We start from the raw sequence: 21,025 nt of genomic DNA, 5'->3' as shown, positions 1-21,025 counted from the left end.
CACCTCAGTCTATATCAATGTTACCAATGGGCATGCCATTGTTCTATGGCGTCGTATTGTAAATACATTTGTAAGACTTTTGCATATAGATCTGCATGGCCGGCACAATTGCTGACAAGAATCTGGGCATCTTGCACCCACTGGCTGACTGCATAGCGTTGATCGATTGCTCCAAATGGAACTTGGGTGGTCAGAATGACAGCACAGCCTTGTTGTTGGATGTACTTTATTTGCGCCACGACTTGATCATTGACGGCAATATTTCCTGTACCAAAACCTTGCAGAATCAACACATGAGGGGGCTGAGCAGACAGTGCTTTTAAGTTGTATTCCAGCTGTGCGACGCCAACGGGTTGTAGCATTAAACTAATGCAATTGAATGCACGAGCTTTTTCAATATGGGCTGTCTGTACAATCAGTGCATCTGTGGGTACGGTATTGACAGCTAGTCCGCTGAGTTGTCCACTAAAGGCATCGAGCTCTGTAGTATGTGTTTTAAGGGCTGTGGAAGCATGAATGAGCTTGTGATGAAATGCTAAATAAACCCCAGTTTCAACTTGTAAGACCTGATCTAAAGCAAAATTTAGATTAGAAATTGCATCGGTAAATTCGCGCGTATCCGTTCCATGTACGTTCAGTAAAGGATATTGGCTACCTGTCAAAATAACATGTGCAGATTGGGCAATAAATCGTGCCAAGACTGCACTCGCATAGCTGAGGGTGTCTGTACCATGAATAATCACGAAATGCTGATAATGCTGTAACTGTAAGCTTTGAATCTGTTGGATCAGTAACAGCCAATCAGGTGCGGTACATGCACTGCTATCACGGATGACTGGTGCAACAAAACAATCGATATGTACATGTAAGGGCAGAACATGTTGTAGTTGGGGAATAAATTCCGCTGCAGGCATTGGGCTGAGCGGTTCACCGACACAACCAAAAGTACCACCCATATAGATTAAGGCTATTTTTTTCATCATAAAAAAAGCAGTCATGGAGACTGCTTTAGTTTAAATCGATTTCTATTAAGAAGCGATTTGATTGCGTAACAGTTTGACTTGCTCAATTTGTTCAGCAGTGTATTCGCTTTCTTTTTCTTCTAAAATTTCACGCGCGGCATCAAATGCACCTAATTGGATGTATTGAGCTGCTAATTCTAGATTGAGCGTAATTTCATTGCTGTCCAAAAGTTCTGGAAATGATTGTACCAATGGATCATTTTGATCTGTACTTGATGCAGGTGTGCTCACTTGACTGATGTCGAAGCTCACGCCTGTAGATGCTGGTGCAGTAGGTGCAAGCTCTACTTCTGGCTGAGCACCAATTGAGCTTAAATCAAAGCTGAGTGGTTCTGCTTTTGGTGCTTCTGTAGCAGGTTCTTCTGTCGTAAACGAAAAGTCTAAAGGTGCTGGTTCAGCCGTCGGTTCTGGCTGTGCAACTTCAGGGCTTGTTTGCGGTGCAAAGTCTAAAGAGAAATCGAGTGGTTTGATTTCAGCTGCTGGTGCTGCTTCAGCAACTTTCGCTACAGGTGCAACTTCTGGTGCTGCAAAGTCAAGCGTTTGTGCTTCTTGAGGTTTTTCAGCAACCACTTCAGCAGGTTTAGCTGCTACAGAATCAAATGACAAGTTGAAGTCTAAAGGTTTGATTTCTTCTACAGCGGGTGTAGCCACAACTGGCGCTGGAGTCGCTTCTTTTTTTGGCTCAGGTGCAGTTGAAGGGCTACCCATTAAAGCATCAAAATCAGCAGTATTTTGTGCTTGTGGTTTTGCAGCACTTGCTGGTTCTGTAGGGCTTGTAAAGGCAATAGTATCTACAGTTTTATTTTGTGCTTTGTCGAAGTTTGCTTGTTTTGCTTCGGCTTGTGCAATGATGTCATCAAGTTCAAGTGAGCGAACATGACTAATTAATTGACTAATTGCAAATTCATCTTTTTGTAAAATATGAATGTCGAGCAAGTACAAATAAAGTTCGTGTTGGGTATTATCTTTTTTCAGTGCCTGATTAATTTGTGCTTCAGCTGAAAAGAAATTACGTTCATCAATTAAACTTTGAATTTTTTTACGCGTGTCATCGTTTAAAGCCGTCGTTGTCGGTTTTACTGCCGCTTCTACAGCTTGTGTACGATTTGGGGCAATTTTAGCGGATGAACTTGCTTTTTTTGCCTTAGCCTTTTGTGCATTCGCTTTATCTGATTCTTGTGCACTTTGACGTTTTTTTAAAAATACCAAAGCAATCACGACAATCACTAATGGAATCACATAAATCAGCATATTTTAACCCCTTGTGGATAGAGCTTTGGTTCAGTGAACTCATCCATTTAAAATCTTCATGTTGCAATTTTTAGTGTATTGGCTTCTTCGCAGCGCGTTGTGCTTTCAGTTTTTCTTCCAGCTGTGCTAAGCGAGTATTTAATAATTGAATTCTTTGATCCTTCTGATTTAGCGCCAATTCTAATTGCGTTACGTTTCTCTGTAATTTAACGGTTTTTTCACGCGATGTCATAATTTTTAATGACAACTTGTCCGAAGTTTGGTTTTTTTCTGTGTTTTTGTTGGCGCTTGTATGAGCAGAATCGCGCTCATTTTCTGAAATCAGGCTCATTTCAGCTTGATTCAGGCGATATTTAGCTTTACCTGATTGTGCAGATGGAATTTTTGCTAGCGCTGCTGCATTGACTTTCGGTTGTTCTTTACTTGGTGCAGTGCTGTTTAAATTTAGCGCTACACCACGGCGTAAGCGGTTAGAGTCACCCTGAATAAAGGCATGTTCATTGCTGGCTTTAATTTGCTTCATCACTTCGTCAATTGGACGGTTTTGCGCAGTCGCTAAACGCGATGCAATACCCCAAAGGGTTTCATTTGATTGCACCACATATTCTGCTTTGGCTGGTGGCGGTGTTTGCGCAGATACTGGGCTTTTGCTCACGGGTGCTACATTTGCTGGTGCTGGTGCTGGTGCTGGTGCTGGTGTAGCTGGAGCGGTTTTTTGCTCGGCTTTGGCTTCAGCAAACTGCTTAACCAATGGATCTTGAGACACCTGACCCATTGCTGGCTTTGCTGCCATGCTTGTTGCTGGCTTTGCTGCTACGCTTGTTGCTGGTTGTTCAGCCGTATTGCTAGGTTTGGTTACAGTTTGCGCAGGTGTAGGTGCTTGTGCAGATGCAACAGTCTGTTTTTGTACTGGGGAAATTGGTGTGACTGGGGCTACCGCTTTGACCATGGGCGCAGGAACTGCATAAGCTTGAGCCACTGGTGTAACTGAAGCTAAAGTTGGTGTACTGCTGTTATTTAAACTTGGTGGTGTAGCGCGGCTAATGCTTAGTGGTGCTTCATTTTTCTGGATTGAATTGGGTGTTTTTGCTGTATAGGCCGTACTGACGGGTAAATTCAGACCAATTTCATTTTCATTACGAATGATCAAAGGGGCCAGTGGTCGTTCATTTCGACTGAGATTGGCGAGAGAGGGATTTTGTCCCGCACTGCGTTTTAATGGTGTTTTAATGTGTTGCAGGCGAATGGCATTGCCTTCGGTCACTTTAACCACAATGTTGAGTTCTGCATCGGTCATTGGGCGTGACGAAGTAATGGTAATGACACCGTTGCCAGCGCTGTCTCGACGAGTAAAAAAGTTTAAATGGCCTGGAGGTTGATGGCCTACACCCATACGCATTAAGTCTTCAGCATTGGCTAGGCTGGCTTGCAAAGGCTGATTTGAATCGGATTGACGAAAGTTGATTTCGGCATATAACAGCTCCCCAGGCGCAGATTGAATTTGAATCGGATCAATCGTAATGGCATGCAAAGGCTGTGATGCAAGTATAGCTAAAATGGCGATTTTTAATTTGTTATAGACAGTCATCTTAATTTTTAGCTCAATTCAAATTGCGCGGTGTTTAAAGTGAATAGATTAACGGGATGTTTAAGAATTGTAAAACATTAACAAGATTAGTACAGAAAAAAAGCCGATCAAATGTGACCGGCTTTTTCAGCTTAAAAACAACAATGTTGATTAAGCATTTTTATAATCGATTAAGATGCGAAGCATACGACGTAAAGGCTCAGCAGCACCCCAAAGTAATTGGTCACCAACAGTGAATGCACCTAGATATTCTTTACCCATATTGAGCTTACGTAAACGACCAACAGGAACAGACAATGTACCTGTTACAGCTACAGGTGTTAGATCAGTCATTGAAGCTTCACGTGTATTTGGTACAACTTTCGCCCATGGGTTGGCGTTACGTAATATGTCTTCAACTTCATCAAGCGGTACGTCTTTTTTCAATTTCAAGGTTAATGCTTGAGAGTGACAACGCATTGCGCCAATACGAACACAGTGACCATCAATAGGAACAATTTGTTGATTGCCTAAGATCTTGTTGGTTTCAACTTGACCTTTCCATTCTTCCTTCGATTGACCGCTTTCAAGTTGCTTGTCGATATAAGGAATTAATGAACCTGCTAAAGGCACACCAAAGTTTGCAGATGGGAACCCTTCGCCACGTTGTAATTGTGCAATTTTAGAGTCGATGTCTAAAATTGGTGAACGTGGGTCATCTAACAAATCTTTAGTATTGTTATACAAGTAGCCCATACCAGTGATCAGCTCACGCATATTTTGCGCGCCAGCACCAGAAGCGGCTTGATAAGTCATTGACGTTGCCCATTCCACAAGATTATTTTGGAATAGACCGCCTAAACCCATAAGCATTAATGAAACGGTACAGTTACCGCCCACAAATGTTTTTGTACCGTTCACTAAGCCGTCTTTAATGACGTTTAAGTTTACTGGATCAAGTACGATAATTGCTTCATCATCCATACGAAGGGTAGATGCGGCATCAATCCAATAGCCTGCCCAGTTTTCAGCTTTTAGCTTAGGGAAAACGTCAGTCGTATAGTCGCCACCTTGGCAAGTAATAATGACATCCATTTGCTTCAGACTATTAATGTCTGTTGCATCCATAAGTGCTGGGGCGGTCTTACCGCCAAATACAGGGGCTTCACCACCTGCATTACTGGTAGAGAAGTAGAACGGCTCAAAATGAGCAAAATCATTCTCTTCAACCATACGTTGCATAAGGACAGAACCAACCATCCCGCGCCAACCGACCAGACCTACTTTCATGTCACTTTGCCTCGGTGCGTTAAAAAATTAAAAGGGGTTTGAGTGTACCAAAAGGGTGCTCAACTGCAATAGCTGCATAATCAAAACAGCAATTATATTGTGCAATATATCTTGTTTATGTTACATGCAAAATTGATATTAATTTATAAATGAATAAAAAAATTAGAATATAAGGAGTGCAGTAGATGTTTTGGATAGAGGGTCTGGCCCTAATTGTTATTTGGCTTAGCTTTTGGTCCTTGATTCCACGTGATGAATGGTGGTTTCGTGGTGCAGATTTTCCACGTTTACAACTTCTAGCATTAGGTGCAATTGCATGGCTTTTACTAATGTTTTGGCCTGCGCCTTGGGCGCTGAGTCGTAGCGTGATTTTATTACTGCTAATGGCAGCAATAGCATATCAACTCAAAATGGTGCTGCCATATACTTTCTTGTGGAAAAAACAAGTCAAGCAAGTGACGGAGGCGGAGCTCAATCCCGAACAGCAAATTTCGATTTTGGTTTCAAATGTGCTGACACCGAATACTCAATATCACTTATTGCTTGAGCAAGTACAGAAATATCAACCCGATTTATTGCTGACCTTAGAAACTGATCAAACTTGGCAAAATGCTTTATCGTCCATTGAGGCAGACTATCCGTATCGAGTGCCTGTCCCACTGGATAATTTATATGGCATGCATTTATATAGTCGTCTGCCTTTGCGCGACACTGAAGTTAAATTCATTTTGAGCGATGAAATTCCATCCATTCATACCACCGTGCAATTACGGTCAGGCAATTTAGTGAAACTGTATTGCTTGCATCCCAAACCACCGAGCCCAACCGAAGCCAAAGACTCCACGTTGCGAGATGCAGAGTTGCTAATTGTGGGTGATCAAATTAAAGATTTAGATGAAAGCTGTATTGTGATGGGAGACTTAAACGATGTAGCGTGGTCGCGAACAACACGGTTATTTCAGCGTATTAGTGGGTTGCTTGACCCGCGTGTTGGTCGTAAATATATCAATACCTTTCACGCGGATTATAAATTTTTACGCTGGTCTTTAGATCATATTTTTCATAGTACTGATTTTGCCTTGGTCCACATGGAACGCGTAACACATGTGGGTTCAGATCATTTTCCTGTATATGTCGTCCTTCAGACGGGCCGGGCGTTCGAACATGTGCAAGAGTCTTTGACACAAACCGATGATGACGAAGCGGAAGCACAAGAAGCGATTCAGGAGGGGATTGAAAAAGCAGAGCGTGAGGAAAAGCCTGTGACGGATGAAATTGCACAGGACTATAAGCCATAAAACACGATTTGGGCGGTTTAAGATGCAGTTCAAAAACAGCTACAGTCGACGGATATTTTACTGGCGCTATACACGATGTAGGAAATGGCTTACAAGTCTTTAGGACTCTGACGAATGGTCAGTTTAAACGTATTGACATATTCTAATTTCATCGGCAAAAGGAATCGGGAATGGATCATCCCAGCTATGGAAGACAACGCCGATTGGATCAAGTCATCATGGATATGATGCAGGAAAGGAACGCCACTGAAAAAAAACAATAATAAAACTTGTGAAAGCACAACCTCATCAGCCCGAGTTATGCAGGATGCAAAACTCGGGCTTTGCTTTATGTACAATATTATCGGCATTCACATGCTTTGTGCTTTAAACATCCCATTTTTATCGATCCAGAATAGATCGATAGTCTGTATTTCTTATGTCATCTCTGCGGCTTAAAATAAGCTCGAAAAAAAGTACGACACAAAAATAAGAGTATGGAGTATGGCAATGCAGAGCCTGAGCACAGGGTTGATATCTTTTCAGCAGTGGGCACATTTATCGACCGATGCAGGTCATATTTATTTAGGGTTGGTTATTTTCTTTGTGATTGCACTGTGTCATCAGCGGCAACTGAAATCACATTATGCCATTTGGGCTGTGCTCGGACTGGCTTTGGCCTTGGAACTCTTTGGGGCACGGCACGATATTTTAGAACGTGGCTACTGGCGTGTCACTGAAAGTGTACGGAATATACTCCACATGAGCCTGATGCCCTTATTAATTTGGCTGAGTGCGTATTATCGCGTTTGGCGTGGGTAGATTTTTGGGTAGTTGAAACAAGGTTGCTTTTTTAACGAAGACCCTATTTGAAAGCCATCAGACCATCAAAAGCAGACAGCTATGTGTCGGCTTTTGATGATTATGAGCTTGTTAGTTTGAAGCCTGAACAACTTGTTTGTACAGCGCTAAAGTTTGATCACACATTTCTTTTAAGCTAAAGCTTGTGACTTCTGCGACCTGTTGTGGCGTGTCAATGTGTTGTTGAATGGCGTGTATTAATGCCACTTGATCATCTACATTAATCAGACCTTGTGGGTATAAACGGCTTAAAATTTCTGCAACACCGCCACGCTTCCAGCCAATAACGGGCGTACCTAAAGACAGGGCTTCAAGTGCGGTGCGACCAAAAGTTTCGGCTTGATTTGATAAAGATAAAACCACATTACTTAATGCCAGCCATTCACGAATATCAGAGCGATGACCCACAAAAGTGATGTGCTCGGTGAGTCCTTTCGTGGCAATGGTGTTTTGCATTTCTTCTAAATAGGCTGCCTTTTTAGGATCTGCACCACCGACAACCACGGCATGTAACTGTGGATATTGGCTATGCAGTTGTTGCATCAAATCAATTAGGGTTTCATGTCCTTTGAGTCGGGTAATCCGACCTGGTAAGCAAATTACAAATTTATTTTCCAATTGTGGAAAATCTTTATAGGTGTTGATCATCCACTGGGCTGAGGGTTGGTAGCCATGTGGGAAGGCCACAGGATCAATACCGCGGAAAATTCTGACAATATCTTGGGGGGGACAGTTTTTATAATTGTCCTGAATGTACTGCACCACGCTGTCCGATACCGCAATGACTTTTTCGGCTTGCGTCATAATTTGGCTGTAACGATTAATCGAGTAAAAGCCATGCACTGTACTAATCAGGTGCGGACGCTTATGTGCAGGAATACCTTTGAGCGCAAAATGTGTCAGCCATGCAGGCACACGTGAGCGTACATGTAGAATGTCTGGTTGTTCTGCTTCAATGAGCTGACGTAATGGACGAATTTGCCACAGGCTAGAGAGCGCTTTTTTATGAATTGCCAAAGTGCAATGTTTAGAGCCTTCCGTTTCTAATTGGTTGACTAAACGCCCACCATGCGACACCACCAAAGATTCATGACCGTCTGCAACCAAGGCACGCGCGATTTCTAAGGTGCCGCGTTCTACGCCACCGCTGTTTAATTCGGGTAAGAGCTGCATGACTTTCATGAATATTCTCTACTGATCAAGGTAAGTGTTTTAGTAAATTTCGTCGTAGCCTTCTGGGCGACTTTTAAAGCGACGGTGAAACCACATATATTGAGTGGGCGCAATACGAAGCTGATTTTCAATAATTTTATTCACACGAATTGCATCTTCGACTTCATCTTCACTCGGTAGATTGTCTACAATCGGCTCGAGTAAAACATGATAGCGCGGATTTTTAATATCACCTGTGCGGTAAAAATACAGTGGAATAGCCACTGATTTTGAAATTTTAAGCAAGCGACGGTGCGCCGTAACCGTGGCAGCAGGAACACCAAAGAACGGTGCCATCACGCCTTGTTTGAGTCCAAAATCTTGGTCTGGACTATACCAGATGGCATGGCCATTTTTTAAATTGCGAATTAAGCCACGCATATCGTCATGATCAATTTGGTTGGCATAAATGGTACTACGGCAACGGTAAATCAGCATGTCGAGCAGTGGGTTATTTTGCGGGCGATACACCACATCGGGTTCAAAATATTGAGCGCATAGATAACCACCTGCATCGAGCAACGTAGAATGCGTACCTAAGAGTAATACGCCTTTGCCTTCGGCTTGAGCCTGTTGCAGATGCTCTAGACCTTCAATGCTCACCCGATTTTTAAACCACTGCGGGCTATACCATGCATTGAGGGTTTCAAATATGCCAATCATTTGATCGATAAAAACTTGACGAGCATTGTGCTGAACTTCTTCTGCTGACCATTCTGGAAAGCAAACTTCTAAATTACGTAGCGTTGTTTTACGACGTGACTTTAAATGTTTAAATGCTGTATTGCCCAAGATTTTGGCCAAACGGTGCTGAATGGCCCAAGGCAAAATGGCCAAGATCATCAGGAATACAATGCCAATCCAAATTCCCCAATATTTGGGCAATAAAAAGGACCACTGAAATTCACCGGGTTGGTAATCTGGCTGTTGGCTCATAAAAAAGAAGGGTATGCAGGTTAAATATAGGATTCAGTTTAGCATGAAGCTGAATTGAAAGAGAAAGTTCAACCTGCACACAAGGTTGAAAATAGCGACTTGCTTTAACCTTTGACTAAGCCACCATCAACAATGAGGTTTTGACCTGTTACCGCACGTGAATAAGGTGATAAGAACATGAGAATCGCAGCGGCAAATTCGTCTGGTGTGGTTACACGGCGTAGCGGGGTAGAAGATGCAATTAAGTCAAAAACAAAATCTGGCGTTGCTTTGCTGGCATCGGTGCTTTGCAGTAAACCACCTGATAGCATATTGACGTTAATGCCATATTGGCCCAAATCTTGCGCTGCTGTACGGGTAAAAGCCAATAATGCAGCTTTGGCGGTGGTGTAGTCATGATAAGGCACGACAGGGTTTTGGACTAAATTGGTTCCAATATTCACAATGCGGCCAAAGCCTGCTTGTTTCATATCGGCAAGGGCTGCTTGTGTGGTATAGAGTGCAGCCAATACAGCGCCATCAAATTGGCGCGTCATGCCTTCAGCAGTGAGGTCTTCTAGTTTTGGGCGTGCATCACCATTAAATTCAAAATGTACCAAAGCATTGTTAACAACGGAATGAATGGCTGTCCCAAAGTGTGCTTTAGCTTGTGCAAATAAACGTTCAACTTCGGCTTTGTTGGTCACATCGGCTTGCACTGCAAATACTTGCTTTGGGTGCTGTGCCATCAATTGCGCCGCTGTGTGTTGGCTTGAATGATAGTTCACCACCACTTTTGCGCCTTCTGCAATCAGTGCTTGTGTAATGGCTAAACCGAGTCCACGTGCACCACCAGTCACTAAGACAATTTGATCACTAATGTGCATATTTCCATCCTTTTTCAGCATTCTGCATTGCACCATAGCAAGCTTTGGGATGAAAACCAAAGTTGATTGAAGTCAGAATCACCAATCAGGTTCTTTTCAATATGTATTTAACTAAGATGTGATGTTTTACTCAAAATTGCTAAGGAAATTTTTTCAATTAAAAAAGCGACGAGACAGCCAATTAAGCAGTAGACAATTCTTAATAATGCGCCATCAATTGTGTGATGACCAACGTCGTACACGGTGACAATCAAAAAGCTCGATAATGCAATGCCGGTAAATTGGCTGGCCTTACAGCTTACGCAAATAATGGTGGTGAGGGTAATGCCGATCACCAAAAATAAGTATTCCAAATTAATATAATAGAGGTGTAAAAAATTGGCTTTGGACATGGCAATCTAAATGATAATTCCGACCACTGAGCCAATAAAATTGCCCGTGACTTGGTTAAAGTTAATTTTTTGTTTTAAGTCATATTGCAGGGTGAAAAATGCAGTTAATGAGCCCCATAAAAAGAAATTGGTGTCTTTGTCTTTATCAAAAATTAATGCCAGTAAAACCATGATAATGGCACAAGATAAAATTTTGACCACATACACGGTATTGGCAAAGTCTTTTGAATGCATACGGGTCCTAGGCTGGGCTAAATCAGTGGATTGGTTGAAGTTAAAGTGAATGCGAGATGTCTATCATCTTAATGCAATCTTCAGGCTTATTTTGAAGCAAAATGTGCTGTTAGAGGATCGCTTTTTCAGTTCACAAAAAACGCCACATGAAGTGGCGTTTTTTGTGTGCGTAGAATTACTTGGTCATATTTTCCAATTCTTCTAAGCGCTCCATTTTTTCTAACATCAGATCATCAATTTCAGCCAAACGCTGTGAAGCTTGAGTCGCTGCATCTGCATCTTTCATAAACCAAGAGCCATCTGCAAGCTTTTCAGAAAGCTGTGCTTGCTCCTGTTCTAAGGCTTCAATTTCGGCAGGGAGTTGATCCAGCGCACGTTGGTCTTTATAACTCAACTTCACTTTTTTTGCAGGAGCAGTGGCTGCAGCTTCCGCTTTTGCAACGGCTTTTTTTACCGCACTTTTTTGATCAACGACTGTTTGATCTGGGCGTTGCTCTAAATAATCTTGATAACCACCCACATATTCATCAATGGTGCCTTTACCATCAAATACCCATGTAGAGGTCACAACGTTGTCCATAAATGCACGGTCATGCGAAATCAACAATAAAGTGCCTTTGTAGTTGCCGAGCATTTCTTCAAGCAGTTCTAAGGTCACCATATCTAAGTCGTTGGTTGGTTCATCCATCACAATGAGGTTAGATGGTTTAAGTAAGAGCTTAGCCAATAAGATACGGTTACGTTCACCGCCAGACAGTGCTTTTACTGGCGTACGCGCACGTTCTGGAGAGAACAAGAAGTCTTGTAAGTAGCTGTAAATATGACGACGGCTACCATTTACATCGACATGATCAGAACCTTCAGATACGTTATCTTTTACTGATTTTTCAAGATCAAGTGCATTACGTAATTGGTCAAAGTATGCCACTTCAAGTTGAGTACCTGTTTTTACTACGCCAGTGTGTTCTTGTTCACCTAAAATGGCTTTAATCAGTGTTGTTTTACCTACACCGTTATCACCTACTAAGCCAATACGATCGCCACGCAATACCAATGCAGAGAAATCTTTGATAATTGGTGCATTGTCGCCAAAGCGTACGCTTAGGTTATCAATTTCGAATACCACTTTGCCTGAGCGACTCGCTTCTTGCGTCGCCATCGTCACTTTACCTTGTTGTGAACGACGTGCTTTGGATTGCTCGCGAAGTTCTTTTAAAGCACGAACACGGCCTTCATTACGCGTACGACGCGCTTTAATGCCTTGGCGAATCCAGACTTCTTCTTCAGCTAGGCGTTTGTCAAACAGTGCATTTTGCTTTTCTTCAGCTTCCATTTGCTGTGCTTTGAGGTCGAGGTAACGTGAATAGTTACCTTCATAGCTACGCAAAATACCGCGGTCTAATTCAACAATACGTGTAGCTAGACTGTCGACAAATGCACGGTCATGCGAAATAAACAATAAAGTTAAATTGTTTTGATCGAGTAAGAACTTTTCTAACCATTCAATGCTTTCAACATCCAAATGGTTGGTTGGTTCGTCGAGTAATAACACATCAGGTTGTGTTAATAGAGCACGTGCCAAGAGCACACGACGTTTACGACCACCAGATAAGTCTGAAAGGTCTGCTTCTGGGTCTAGGCCCATTTTGCTTAAAATGGCATTCACTTTAGTTTCAAGTGACCAGCCATCATGTAAATCCATTTGATGTTGCAATTCGCCCATGCGTTCGCAAGCATCCATATCACCCAGTACACATGATTCGCTGGCTTCATGGTAGGCTTTTAAAATTGCGGCTGCTTCACCCGCACCTTCGGCAACGATATCTGCAACTTTACCTGATGACATGGGTACATCTTGCGTCAACATCGAAATGGTGATGCCGTTTTGTAGTGCAATTTCGCCATGATCGGGCAATAAACTTCCCTCAATCAGTTTAAGTAAAGTAGACTTACCTTCACCATTACGGCCAATCAAACACACTCGTTCGCCGCGTTCTAAGTTAAAATTCGCGCCGTCGAGCAAGGCAGGTCCACCAAACGCTAGTTGGACATCCCTTAAAGTAATATAGGCCATAATGTTTCCTGAAAATCTCAAATGAGGACTTAAAATGACTAAACAACAGAATTTGGATAATCAGGCGTCATTTTCCGCACCCATTGAAGATTTGCAAGTCCGAATTGCATTTTTAGACGATTTAGTTGAACAACTGAATGATCAAGTCGCACTTCAATCGGTGGAAATAGCTAATTTAAAGAAGCAGATGCAGCTACTTTACCAGCGCGTTGAGTCTGCAGATTTATCTGAAGGAATTGCAGCCTTCGATCCAATGACCAATCGCCCACCGCACTATTAATGGCCAGATACATACTGGATAAATGCAAATAAATATCATAGATGCGCGTTTTTCAATGGAAAACGCTTCTGTGTGTTTGACATTGCATTTGCTAAATTCATGATGATTTACAATTCCTGAATAAGATCGCTTGACCTTTGCGGTATGTACCGCTGTAATGCGCATCTGAATAAAATTCCTGCACGATTTTTCTGATTATGAGTTCCAAAGCCGTATTGCTTGATTTAGAAAATAATATGCCAACGGCCAGTCTGTTGCGCGAAATTATTGAACATTATCCTGTTTTATATCTATTGAATTGCAAAGGATATTTTGAATATTCGCTTGAGGATTTAACCGAATTTTCAAGCTGGGTCAGCAGTGGGAAGATTATTATTCTAGACACGCCAAGTGCGGCGCAAAAAGAATTTGAATATGCTGTTGTGGTTGGGCAATTAATGGCTTTATTGGAATCAGACAGCCATGTCGAAATTATCTCGGCGATGGACAGTAGCGAAATGCTGTTGGATATGCTGAGTAATGCCGATATTTCATGTAGCTTAATTCAGATTCAAGAAGAAGTAGTTGAGGACAACAGTCAACAGCATCATTTGCCGAGTGTAAGCACCATTAAGGCGAAACCACATTTGCAATTGGTGAAAAAATATTGCGATGCTTTAGGTAAAATGACAGGTAAGCCAAATACGGTTGAAGCACTGAGAAATTCAGTTGAAAACATCTTGCAAGTTTTGCCAGAAAAAGCACAGCATTTGGTGGGAATGTTGATTAACCTGAAAATTGTAAAGCGCTATGATGAGCAGGTGAATTTCCGTAAAAAGATACTCAAACAGTGGCTAAAACTGGATTTAGAGCAAACGGAATCGGTTGCACCTGTGACCAATTTAAGTGACGCTATGGCCCAGCTAAATAAACCTACAGGTGAAGAACAATCAGTCGGGGATTCTGATATACAAGTACTGGATTTATATCGCAACTTTGCGCAAGTTGACCCCGTACAGTTGGAAGTCATTAAAAAGCTTAACCTGTTAAATGCGCAAAAACCCAAAGATATTTATGCGCTACGTGATGTGCTGAGTGAAATGTTCCCGCAATCTGATATTCGTTTATTACTCAAAGAATTATTGGATAAAGGTTATATTTATTGGAATGGTCATGAAGTCATTTATAGTCATGAAATGTTTTTAAATTAATGCGCATGTCGATCCAAGGCGGTTTTAAAAAATCGCCTTTTTCATGCCTACGATTTCGCTGGTTGTTAGAGATGCCCAATAAATCATCAGTGTTTTACGTGATTGTCACAGAACGCGAATAAAAGCTTGTTTTAACATAGGCCAGTTTTTAGAGTACAGGCCTTTTTAGACGACACGCTGTTGGAAGAAAAGGCGGAATGGCACAAAAGCCGTGCAAATCAAAGGATTCATTTTATCGAAAATGAACAAATAAGCTGAGCATTAATTATTTTGATCTTGCCTTTTATATTGTGCTTGTGCAACTCTAATAAAGGAACGTAAAGGTTGTGCTATGGAAAATACTGGAATTTGGATTACAGTCTTCATTGTTGTGTTTGTGTTAGGGTCTATTTTTGGACTTCGGGTCAATCCTCGTGAAAAGGCTTTGGGCATTATGCGTGATAAGGCGCGAAAAATGTCTTTGCACCCGCGTTTGGTGGCCGCACCAGAGTGGACAAAAATCCCAATGGCGTCTGAGAAACGTGCCAGTATGGTGGCGTACTACAGTGTTTTAATTCCAGATGCTCGCTTGCCCTTAATGCGTGCGCGTGTGGTCGATCAAAAACTAGAATTGGTGTATGGCGACGACAAGTTTAAGGATTTACCCGTTGCATTAAAGGGCATTTATGCTATTGATATGCAGGCGAACTGTGTGGGTATATTCTGGGATGAAGAATCAGACCTCAGAGCAACACAGCTTGAAGATATGAAAGCATATTTACATTCTTTGGCTGAACTTTAATTATTTAAATAAAACAGGATTAATGGTTAATTATGGCGAACGCTCCTCGGTCCACATCAAAAAGCAGCACAGCGCAATCTCCCGAAGCTGGTAAGAAGCGTGCCTTGGTGATTGTGGAGTCGCCTGCAAAAGCGAAAACAATCAATAAATATTTAGGTTCGGATTACATTGTTAAATCATCTGTGGGTCACGTACGTGACTTACCAACAGGTGGCTCAGCAAAAACTGCAGAAAAAAAACCTGCAACTCGTACCAAATTAACCGATGAACAGAAGGCTGAAAAAGCTCAAAATGCTTTGGTTAATCGTATGGGGGTTGACCCAGAACATGATTGGAAAGCGCATTATGAAGTGCTTCCTGGTAAAGAAAATGTCGTTTCAGAACTGAAAAAGCTTGCTTCGCAGGTTGACGAGGTTTATCTCGCAACGGACTTGGACCGTGAAGGGGAAGCGATCGCTTGGCACTTAAAAGAAGTGATTGGTGGTGACGATTCACGTTATCAGCGTGTGGTATTTAACGAGATCACCAAAAATGCCATTCAAGAAGCCTTTAAAAATCCATCGCGCTTAGATACCAACAAAGTGAATGCACAGCAAGCACGTCGTTTCTTGGACCGTGTTGTTGGCTTTATGATTTCGCCATTGCTGTGGGAAAAAATTGCCCGTGGTTTATCGGCAGGTCGAGTACAGTCTGTTGCGGTTAAGCTGGTGGTCGAGCGTGAACGAGATATTCGTGCATTTATTCCAGAGGAATACTGGCAAGTCTTTGCAGATACCAAATCTGCAAAAGATGACATTCGCTTAGAAGCAGTAAAGCAAAATGGCAAAACACTTAAACTTCAGAACAAAGCGCAAACTGATGCGTTATTAAATCTGATAAAAGATGCCAACTATACCGTTTCAGCACGTGAAGATAAGCCAACCAAGGTCAATCCAAGCGCGCCGTATATCACTTCAACATTGCAACAAGCAGCCAGCACGCGTTTAGGTTTCTCTGTGAAGAAAACCATGATGCTGGCACAGCGTTTGTATGAAGCAGGTTTTATTACCTATATGCGTACAGACTCAACATTCTTGAGTGATGATGCGGTAAATATGGTTCGTGGCCATATTGAGTCTGAGTTTGGTGAGAAGTATTTACCAGCCAAGCCAAATCGTTATGGCAACAAAGCCGGTGCACAAGAGGCCCATGAAGCGATTCGTCCTTCAACTGTGGGTTTAAAAGGCGATAGCTTAGTGGGTGTAGAGCGTGATGCTCAACGCTTATATGACCTCATTTGGCGTCAGTTTGTGGCGTGCCAAATGACGCCAGCAGAATATTTATCTTCGACTATTTTAGTGGATGCCAATGGCGTAGAACTTAAAGCCAAAGGTCGTACCTTAGTGTTTGATGGTTTTACCAAAGTACGTGGGCAAAACAAATCTGATGATGATGTACTGTTGCCTGCGGTGAAAGTCGGTGAAGTGCTCAAACTTGAAAAGTTAGATCCATCACAGCACTTTACTAAGCCACCAGCACGCTTTACTGAAGCATCATTGGTCAAAGAGTTAGAGAAAAAAGGCATTGGCCGCCCATCGACTTATGCCGCTATTATTTCAACCATTCAAGACCGTGGTTATGTGAAGCTTGAAAACCGTCGTCTCTTTGCAGAGAAGATGGGTGAGATTGTGACAGACCGCTTGGATGAAAGTTTTAATAACCTAATGAACTATGACTTTACCGCAGACTTAGAAGGTCAGCTGGATAAAGTTGCAGATGGCGAGCGTAATTGGAAAGAGCTACTGAATAGCTTTTATGGTGATTTCAAAACACGTTTAACCAATGCGCAAGGTGAAGGCGGTATGCGCCGTAATTTACCTGTAGAAGTGGCAGCTGTTCACTGTAAAGAATGTGAACGTCCAATGCAGATTCGTACGGGTACGACGGGTGTTTTCTTAGGGTGTTCAGGCTATAACTTGCCACCTAAAGAGCGTTGTAAAGGCACATTAAACTTAACACCTGTTGAGTCCTTAGCGGCATTATCTGATGATGATGCAGCAGAAACAGCGGACTTAATGTCGAAAAAACGCTGTCCGATCTGTGAAACAGCGATGGACAGCTACGTGATTGACGGCGGTCGTAAATTACATATTTGTGGTAATAACCCAGACTGTAATGGTTTTGAGCTTGAAGAAGGTGAGTTCAAAATTAAGGGTTATGATGGTCCAACCATTCCATGTGACAAATGTGATGGCGAGATGCAACTGAAAACTGGTCGCTTTGGCCCGTATTTCGCGTGCACAAGTTGTGATAACACGCGTAAAGTGCTGAAGAATGGTCAAGCTGCACCACCGCGTGTTGATCCAATCAAGATGGAACATCTCCGTTCAGTAAAACACGACGACTTCTTTGTTCTTCGTGATGGTGCTGCAGGTTTATTCTTGGCTGCTAGCAAGTTCCCGAAAATTCGTGAAACACGTGCGCCAAAAGTAGCCGAGCTACGCAGTGTTGCAGAACAACTGGATCCAAAATATCAGTTTATTTTACAAGCACCAGATGTAGACCCTGAAGGTAATCCAACCTTGGTGAAATTTAGCCGTAAGAACCAAGCACAATATGTAGGTTCTGAAACGCCTGAAGGGAAACAAACCAAGTGGTCATTGGTTTACCAAGATGGAAAGTGGATTGAAGCGTAAATTTTAAGATGTAAAAAATGCTGGCGATTGCCGGCATTTTTTATGGCAATATAAATAAAGGCAACAATTTGAAATAAATAATTTTTTGTGGGGAAAGATGGAATTACAAACTAAAAAATTTGCAGTTTTGATCGATGCTGATAACTCATCTATACAGGCGATACCTTCGGTACTTGAAGAAGTCGCAAAATACGGAATAGCTAGTGTCAAGCGAGTATATGGTGATTGGAGTAGTGAAACATTAAAAAATTGGAGAGATGTTTTACTTCCTCATGCAATTACGCCTGTACAGCAATTTGCCTACACAAAAGGTAAAGATGCTACGGATATGATTTTAATTATTGATGCGATGGATTTATTGTATGCAGGCGCATTAGATGATTTTTGCATTGTTTCAAGTGATAGTGATTTTACGCCATTAGCATCCCGTATTCGTGAAAACGGGCTTACTGTTTTTGGTTTTGGAAAAAAAACTACGCCAGAAGCATTTAAGAAAGCATGTGATAAATTTATTTCGGTTGAAAATCTGCTCACAGTTGAAAAAGAAGAGATGAGAGAGGCAACTGATCTAACAGATAGTAAGAATAATATTAAAGAGCCATTAAAAAATGAAAAACTCGAAAAAGAAAATTTAAAATTAGATATAGATAAAGCTACATTAAATTTGATTTATAAGGCTGTGAAAGATAATTCAGACGATAGTGGATGGGCTTATTTAGGTTTAGTTGGAGGGTATATTAATGCGGTAAAGCCTGATTTTGATACAAGAAACTATGGATCAGATAAGCTTTCAACATTAATTAAGGCACTAGGTGTGTTTGAGACCAAAATGAAAGGTAGCCAAATGTACCTTCGGAAAAGTAGTTTTAGCTCTTTTTTACGGCTAGTTCAAAAAGCAATTAATATATATGCCGTCAATGATGGTTGGGCAAAAATGTCAGATGTTATTGAATACTTAAAAAAGACAGATTTAAATATAAGAAATTATGAGGAAGCAATTGAGACAATTCATTCAGGATGGATTGATTTTAAAGATATTGAAAAAAACAAATATATTAAAGTAAATCGTGTCTTGGTTTAAATTAACATGTGGAAAAAAATAAGAATTCTGTGCTTATTAATCGTGTTGGGGATTGTTGCTCTCAACGCGTATAGAGATAAAAATCAGGATTGGAACAAGCCTGTATTTGTATTATTACATCCAATTAATGCCGATGGTTTAGCGACAACTCAGACCTATATCCAACATCTTTCGGAGCGAGATTTAGATGGCGCACAGCAATATTTACAAAACTATGCGCAGCAATTTCGTGGGCAACCGACCTATTTTTACTTCCGTTTAGGACGTGAGTTGAAACAGTTGCCTCCCAAAGTACCCGATCAGGCCAATATTTTAGATGTCATGTTATGGAGCTTAAAGTTCCGTTTTTATGCATGGAACAATCAGCAAAAAAGTGATGGTTCTGCCAGCTTAACGCTGTATCTAAATTATTATGATCCGCGCCAAACGCGAGAGTTAAAGCATTCAACAGCACTTGAAAATGGACGCATCGGCTCAGTGAATTTATTCGCATCCAAAAAGCAAAGTGCGCAAAATAAAATTGTCTTGGTACATGAGCTTTTACATGCCTTTGGCGCAACCGATAAGTATGATTTAGCAACGGGGCAACCGATTTTTCCGCAGGGTTATGCGTATCCAGAACAGTTACCGCGCTATCCACAGGCTAAGGCTGAACTCATGGCTGGGCATATTCCAGTTTCAGCGACGCAAAGTAAAATGCCAGAGCATTTAGCGCAAACATTGATCAATACACAAACAGCACAAGAAGTCGGTTGGCTCAAACCTTAACTATGGATAACTCAAATTTTATCCACAGTCCTAAGTACGATTTGATGGAAAACTGTGTATAACTTTTGGACTTTTGCCTAAGCACAGAACGTGTTACAACTCAATAAAGCCATCTGACTTGAGAAGAATATGAGAACAGTAGGAAATGATTTAGTTCGACATCAATTACATGAAAATCGTAAATGGTATTTAGGCTTGGGTATTTTACTGACCATTTTTGGCGTTGTCTTATTAGCCGCTTTGCCTTTTGCGACACTGTCTGTGGTGTTTATTTTTGGTGTGCTCATGATGATTGGTGGCCTGTTGCATTTTGTGGCCGCATTTAAAATTTTTGAAGGTGGGTTTCGCTGGCTTTGGGCGTTGTTTGGTCTTTTGTATTTGGTTGCTGGGTATTATGCCTTTAGTACGCCAGTCAAAACGGCTATTATCTTGACCAATATTCTGGCGATTATCTTAATTGTTGCAGGTGTGATTCGTGTCTTGAGTGCGCTTGTATTCCGTGCGATACAAGGCTGGGGTTGGACTTTATTTTCAGGCTTACTGACTTTAATTACTGGCGTGATTATCTTCATGTCGCCTGATGCGCCATTTTGGGTGTTGGGGTTATTTTTAGCAGTCGATATTTTATTCCAAGGAATTAACTATCTGACTTTGGCTTCATATATTCGCCGTGAAGTGCCAAAGAGCTCGGCAGATCAATAAGCTTAGAAGTAATGAGATGTAAAAAAGAGCGCTAAGGCGCTCTTTTTAGTATGCAATTAAGGCTTCACGCTGTAGCGACTGCTAATCGCAATTCGGTTCCATGCATTAATGACAATCGCTAGCCATTCAATGGCACTAATTTGTGCATCCGTTAAAAAGGGTAAAGCATCTTCATAAATCGCATCGGGCACTTGGTCTACGGCAATAAGCGTGATGGCTTCCATTAAAGCTAAAGCTGCTCGTTCTGCTTGATCATAGTATTCAGTTTCACGCCAAGCATTCAAAAGCGCAATTCGCTCTGCGCTTTCACCTGTTTTGAGGGCATCTTGAGCATGCATCCGAATGCAAAATGCACATTGATTAATTTGTGAGGCACGGAGTTTAAGCAAATGTGCAAAGCCTTCCTTCATTCAACTGTGCTTCTTGGACTTTTTGCATGGCCAAAGCATCTAGTTCGGCAACTTTTTTATACAGTTCAGTTGCAGACTGACCCAAGTTAATTCGAGACATTTCGAACCTTTTTGATATTTAGATATACCTATTATTTTAAAACCGTTATGGTTTAG

The 21,025-nt window shown here is 41.6% G+C and carries 19 protein-coding genes and 1 pseudogene; 9 read left to right on the top strand and 11 right to left on the bottom strand.

Translation table 11 applies throughout. The features are described from left to right. Positions 1-20 precede the first annotated feature (20 nt). The 4 genes from EXE29_RS07190 to asd all read right to left on the bottom strand — a co-directional run bounded on the left by EXE29_RS07190 (position 21) and on the right by asd (position 5,130). Positions 21-980 carry an asparaginase domain-containing protein gene (locus EXE29_RS07190; RefSeq protein WP_171406260.1) on the bottom strand — a complete coding sequence of 320 codons (960 nt, stop codon included), beginning with the start codon at positions 978-980 and terminating at the stop codon, positions 21-23. Positions 981-1,028: 48 nt separating this feature from the next. Further along, the gene (fimV, locus tag EXE29_RS07185) at positions 1,029-2,273 is read right to left on the bottom strand and encodes a T4P machinery localization factor FimV (RefSeq protein ID WP_120364366.1); all 1,245 of its coding nucleotides are present in this window, start codon (positions 2,271-2,273) and stop codon (positions 1,029-1,031) included. A 70-nt stretch (positions 2,274-2,343) separates the two neighbouring features. Next, positions 2,344-3,861 carry a FimV/HubP-related protein gene (locus EXE29_RS07180; protein WP_120364367.1) on the bottom strand — a complete coding sequence of 506 codons (1,518 nt, stop codon included), beginning with the start codon at positions 3,859-3,861 and terminating at the stop codon, positions 2,344-2,346. Positions 3,862-4,011: 150 nt separating this feature from the next. After that, complete coding sequence (asd, locus tag EXE29_RS07175) at positions 4,012-5,130, bottom strand: aspartate-semialdehyde dehydrogenase (RefSeq protein ID WP_120364368.1); 1,119 nt, start codon at positions 5,128-5,130, stop codon at positions 4,012-4,014. Positions 5,131-5,315: 185 nt separating this feature from the next. On the opposite strand from asd, the gene EXE29_RS07170 reads away from it, so the two are divergent. Together EXE29_RS07170 and EXE29_RS07165 are read left to right on the top strand one after the other, a co-directional pair. Beyond that, positions 5,316-6,428 (top strand): endonuclease/exonuclease/phosphatase family protein, encoded by a 1,113-nt coding sequence (locus tag EXE29_RS07170; protein ID WP_106985389.1) that lies wholly within the window; start codon positions 5,316-5,318, stop codon positions 6,426-6,428. 483 nt (positions 6,429-6,911) lie between these two features. Further along, positions 6,912-7,229, top strand: coding sequence for a hypothetical protein (locus tag EXE29_RS07165; protein WP_106985390.1), 318 nt, complete (start codon positions 6,912-6,914; stop codon positions 7,227-7,229). A gap of 111 nt (positions 7,230-7,340) precedes the next feature. Here the strand turns inward: EXE29_RS07165 and EXE29_RS07160 are convergent, their stop codons facing one another. The 6 genes from EXE29_RS07160 to EXE29_RS07140 all read right to left on the bottom strand — a co-directional run bounded on the left by EXE29_RS07160 (position 7,341) and on the right by EXE29_RS07140 (position 12,982). After that, positions 7,341-8,450: a glycosyltransferase family 4 protein gene (locus tag EXE29_RS07160; RefSeq protein ID WP_117006819.1), complete on the bottom strand. Its 1,110-nt coding sequence runs from the start codon at positions 8,448-8,450 to the stop codon at positions 7,341-7,343. A 30-nt stretch (positions 8,451-8,480) separates the two neighbouring features. After that, positions 8,481-9,416, bottom strand: coding sequence for an LpxL/LpxP family acyltransferase (locus EXE29_RS07155; RefSeq protein ID WP_120364369.1), 936 nt, complete (start codon positions 9,414-9,416; stop codon positions 8,481-8,483). A gap of 104 nt (positions 9,417-9,520) precedes the next feature. Continuing rightward, positions 9,521-10,282: a 3-oxoacyl-ACP reductase gene (locus EXE29_RS07150; RefSeq protein WP_120364370.1), complete on the bottom strand. Its 762-nt coding sequence runs from the start codon at positions 10,280-10,282 to the stop codon at positions 9,521-9,523. Between the two features lie 107 nt (positions 10,283-10,389). Beyond that, a complete protein-coding gene (locus EXE29_RS17710; protein ID WP_228198740.1) occupies positions 10,390-10,674 on the bottom strand; it encodes an aromatic acid exporter family protein in 285 nt (94 codons plus the stop codon). 6 nt (positions 10,675-10,680) lie between these two features. Beyond that, positions 10,681-10,908, bottom strand: a complete 228-nt coding sequence (locus EXE29_RS17705) for a hypothetical protein (RefSeq protein WP_228198742.1) — start codon at positions 10,906-10,908, stop codon at positions 10,681-10,683. A gap of 175 nt (positions 10,909-11,083) precedes the next feature. Further along, complete coding sequence (locus tag EXE29_RS07140) at positions 11,084-12,982, bottom strand: ATP-binding cassette domain-containing protein (RefSeq protein ID WP_106985395.1); 1,899 nt, start codon at positions 12,980-12,982, stop codon at positions 11,084-11,086. Positions 12,983-13,016: 34 nt separating this feature from the next. Here EXE29_RS07140 and EXE29_RS07135 point away from each other — a divergent pair, with 34 nt between their 5' ends. The 7 genes from EXE29_RS07135 (at position 13,017) to EXE29_RS07105 (ending at position 20,459) form a co-directional block, all read left to right on the top strand. Beyond that, positions 13,017-13,262, top strand: a complete 246-nt coding sequence (locus EXE29_RS07135) for a SlyX family protein (RefSeq protein WP_106985396.1) — start codon at positions 13,017-13,019, stop codon at positions 13,260-13,262. Between the two features lie 197 nt (positions 13,263-13,459). Beyond that, positions 13,460-14,452, top strand: coding sequence for a hypothetical protein (locus EXE29_RS07130; RefSeq protein WP_117006815.1), 993 nt, complete (start codon positions 13,460-13,462; stop codon positions 14,450-14,452). 331 nt (positions 14,453-14,783) lie between these two features. Next, positions 14,784-15,233, top strand: a complete 450-nt coding sequence (locus EXE29_RS07125) for a hypothetical protein (RefSeq protein ID WP_106985398.1) — start codon at positions 14,784-14,786, stop codon at positions 15,231-15,233. Between the two features lie 32 nt (positions 15,234-15,265). Continuing rightward, complete coding sequence (gene topA / locus EXE29_RS07120; RefSeq protein WP_106985399.1) at positions 15,266-17,908, top strand: type I DNA topoisomerase; 2,643 nt, start codon at positions 15,266-15,268, stop codon at positions 17,906-17,908. 97 nt (positions 17,909-18,005) lie between these two features. Beyond that, positions 18,006-18,989: an NYN domain-containing protein gene (locus tag EXE29_RS07115; protein WP_120364371.1), complete on the top strand. Its 984-nt coding sequence runs from the start codon at positions 18,006-18,008 to the stop codon at positions 18,987-18,989. A 6-nt stretch (positions 18,990-18,995) separates the two neighbouring features. Further along, positions 18,996-19,757 (top strand): hypothetical protein, encoded by a 762-nt coding sequence (locus EXE29_RS07110; protein WP_120364372.1) that lies wholly within the window; start codon positions 18,996-18,998, stop codon positions 19,755-19,757. Between the two features lie 129 nt (positions 19,758-19,886). Next, complete coding sequence (locus EXE29_RS07105; RefSeq protein WP_120364373.1) at positions 19,887-20,459, top strand: HdeD family acid-resistance protein; 573 nt, start codon at positions 19,887-19,889, stop codon at positions 20,457-20,459. Between the two features lie 56 nt (positions 20,460-20,515). On the opposite strand, the pseudogene EXE29_RS07100 reads toward EXE29_RS07105, so the two are convergent. Further along, positions 20,516-20,969: pseudogene (locus EXE29_RS07100) on the bottom strand (carboxymuconolactone decarboxylase family protein). Between the last annotated feature and the right edge of the window lie 56 nt (positions 20,970-21,025).

Origin of the sequence: Acinetobacter sp. WCHAc060006, assembly GCF_004209135.1 — a bacterium.
Taxonomy (GTDB): Bacteria; Pseudomonadota; Gammaproteobacteria; order Pseudomonadales; family Moraxellaceae; genus Acinetobacter; species Acinetobacter cumulans.
This window is presented reverse-complemented; position numbering and strand designations above follow the sequence as displayed.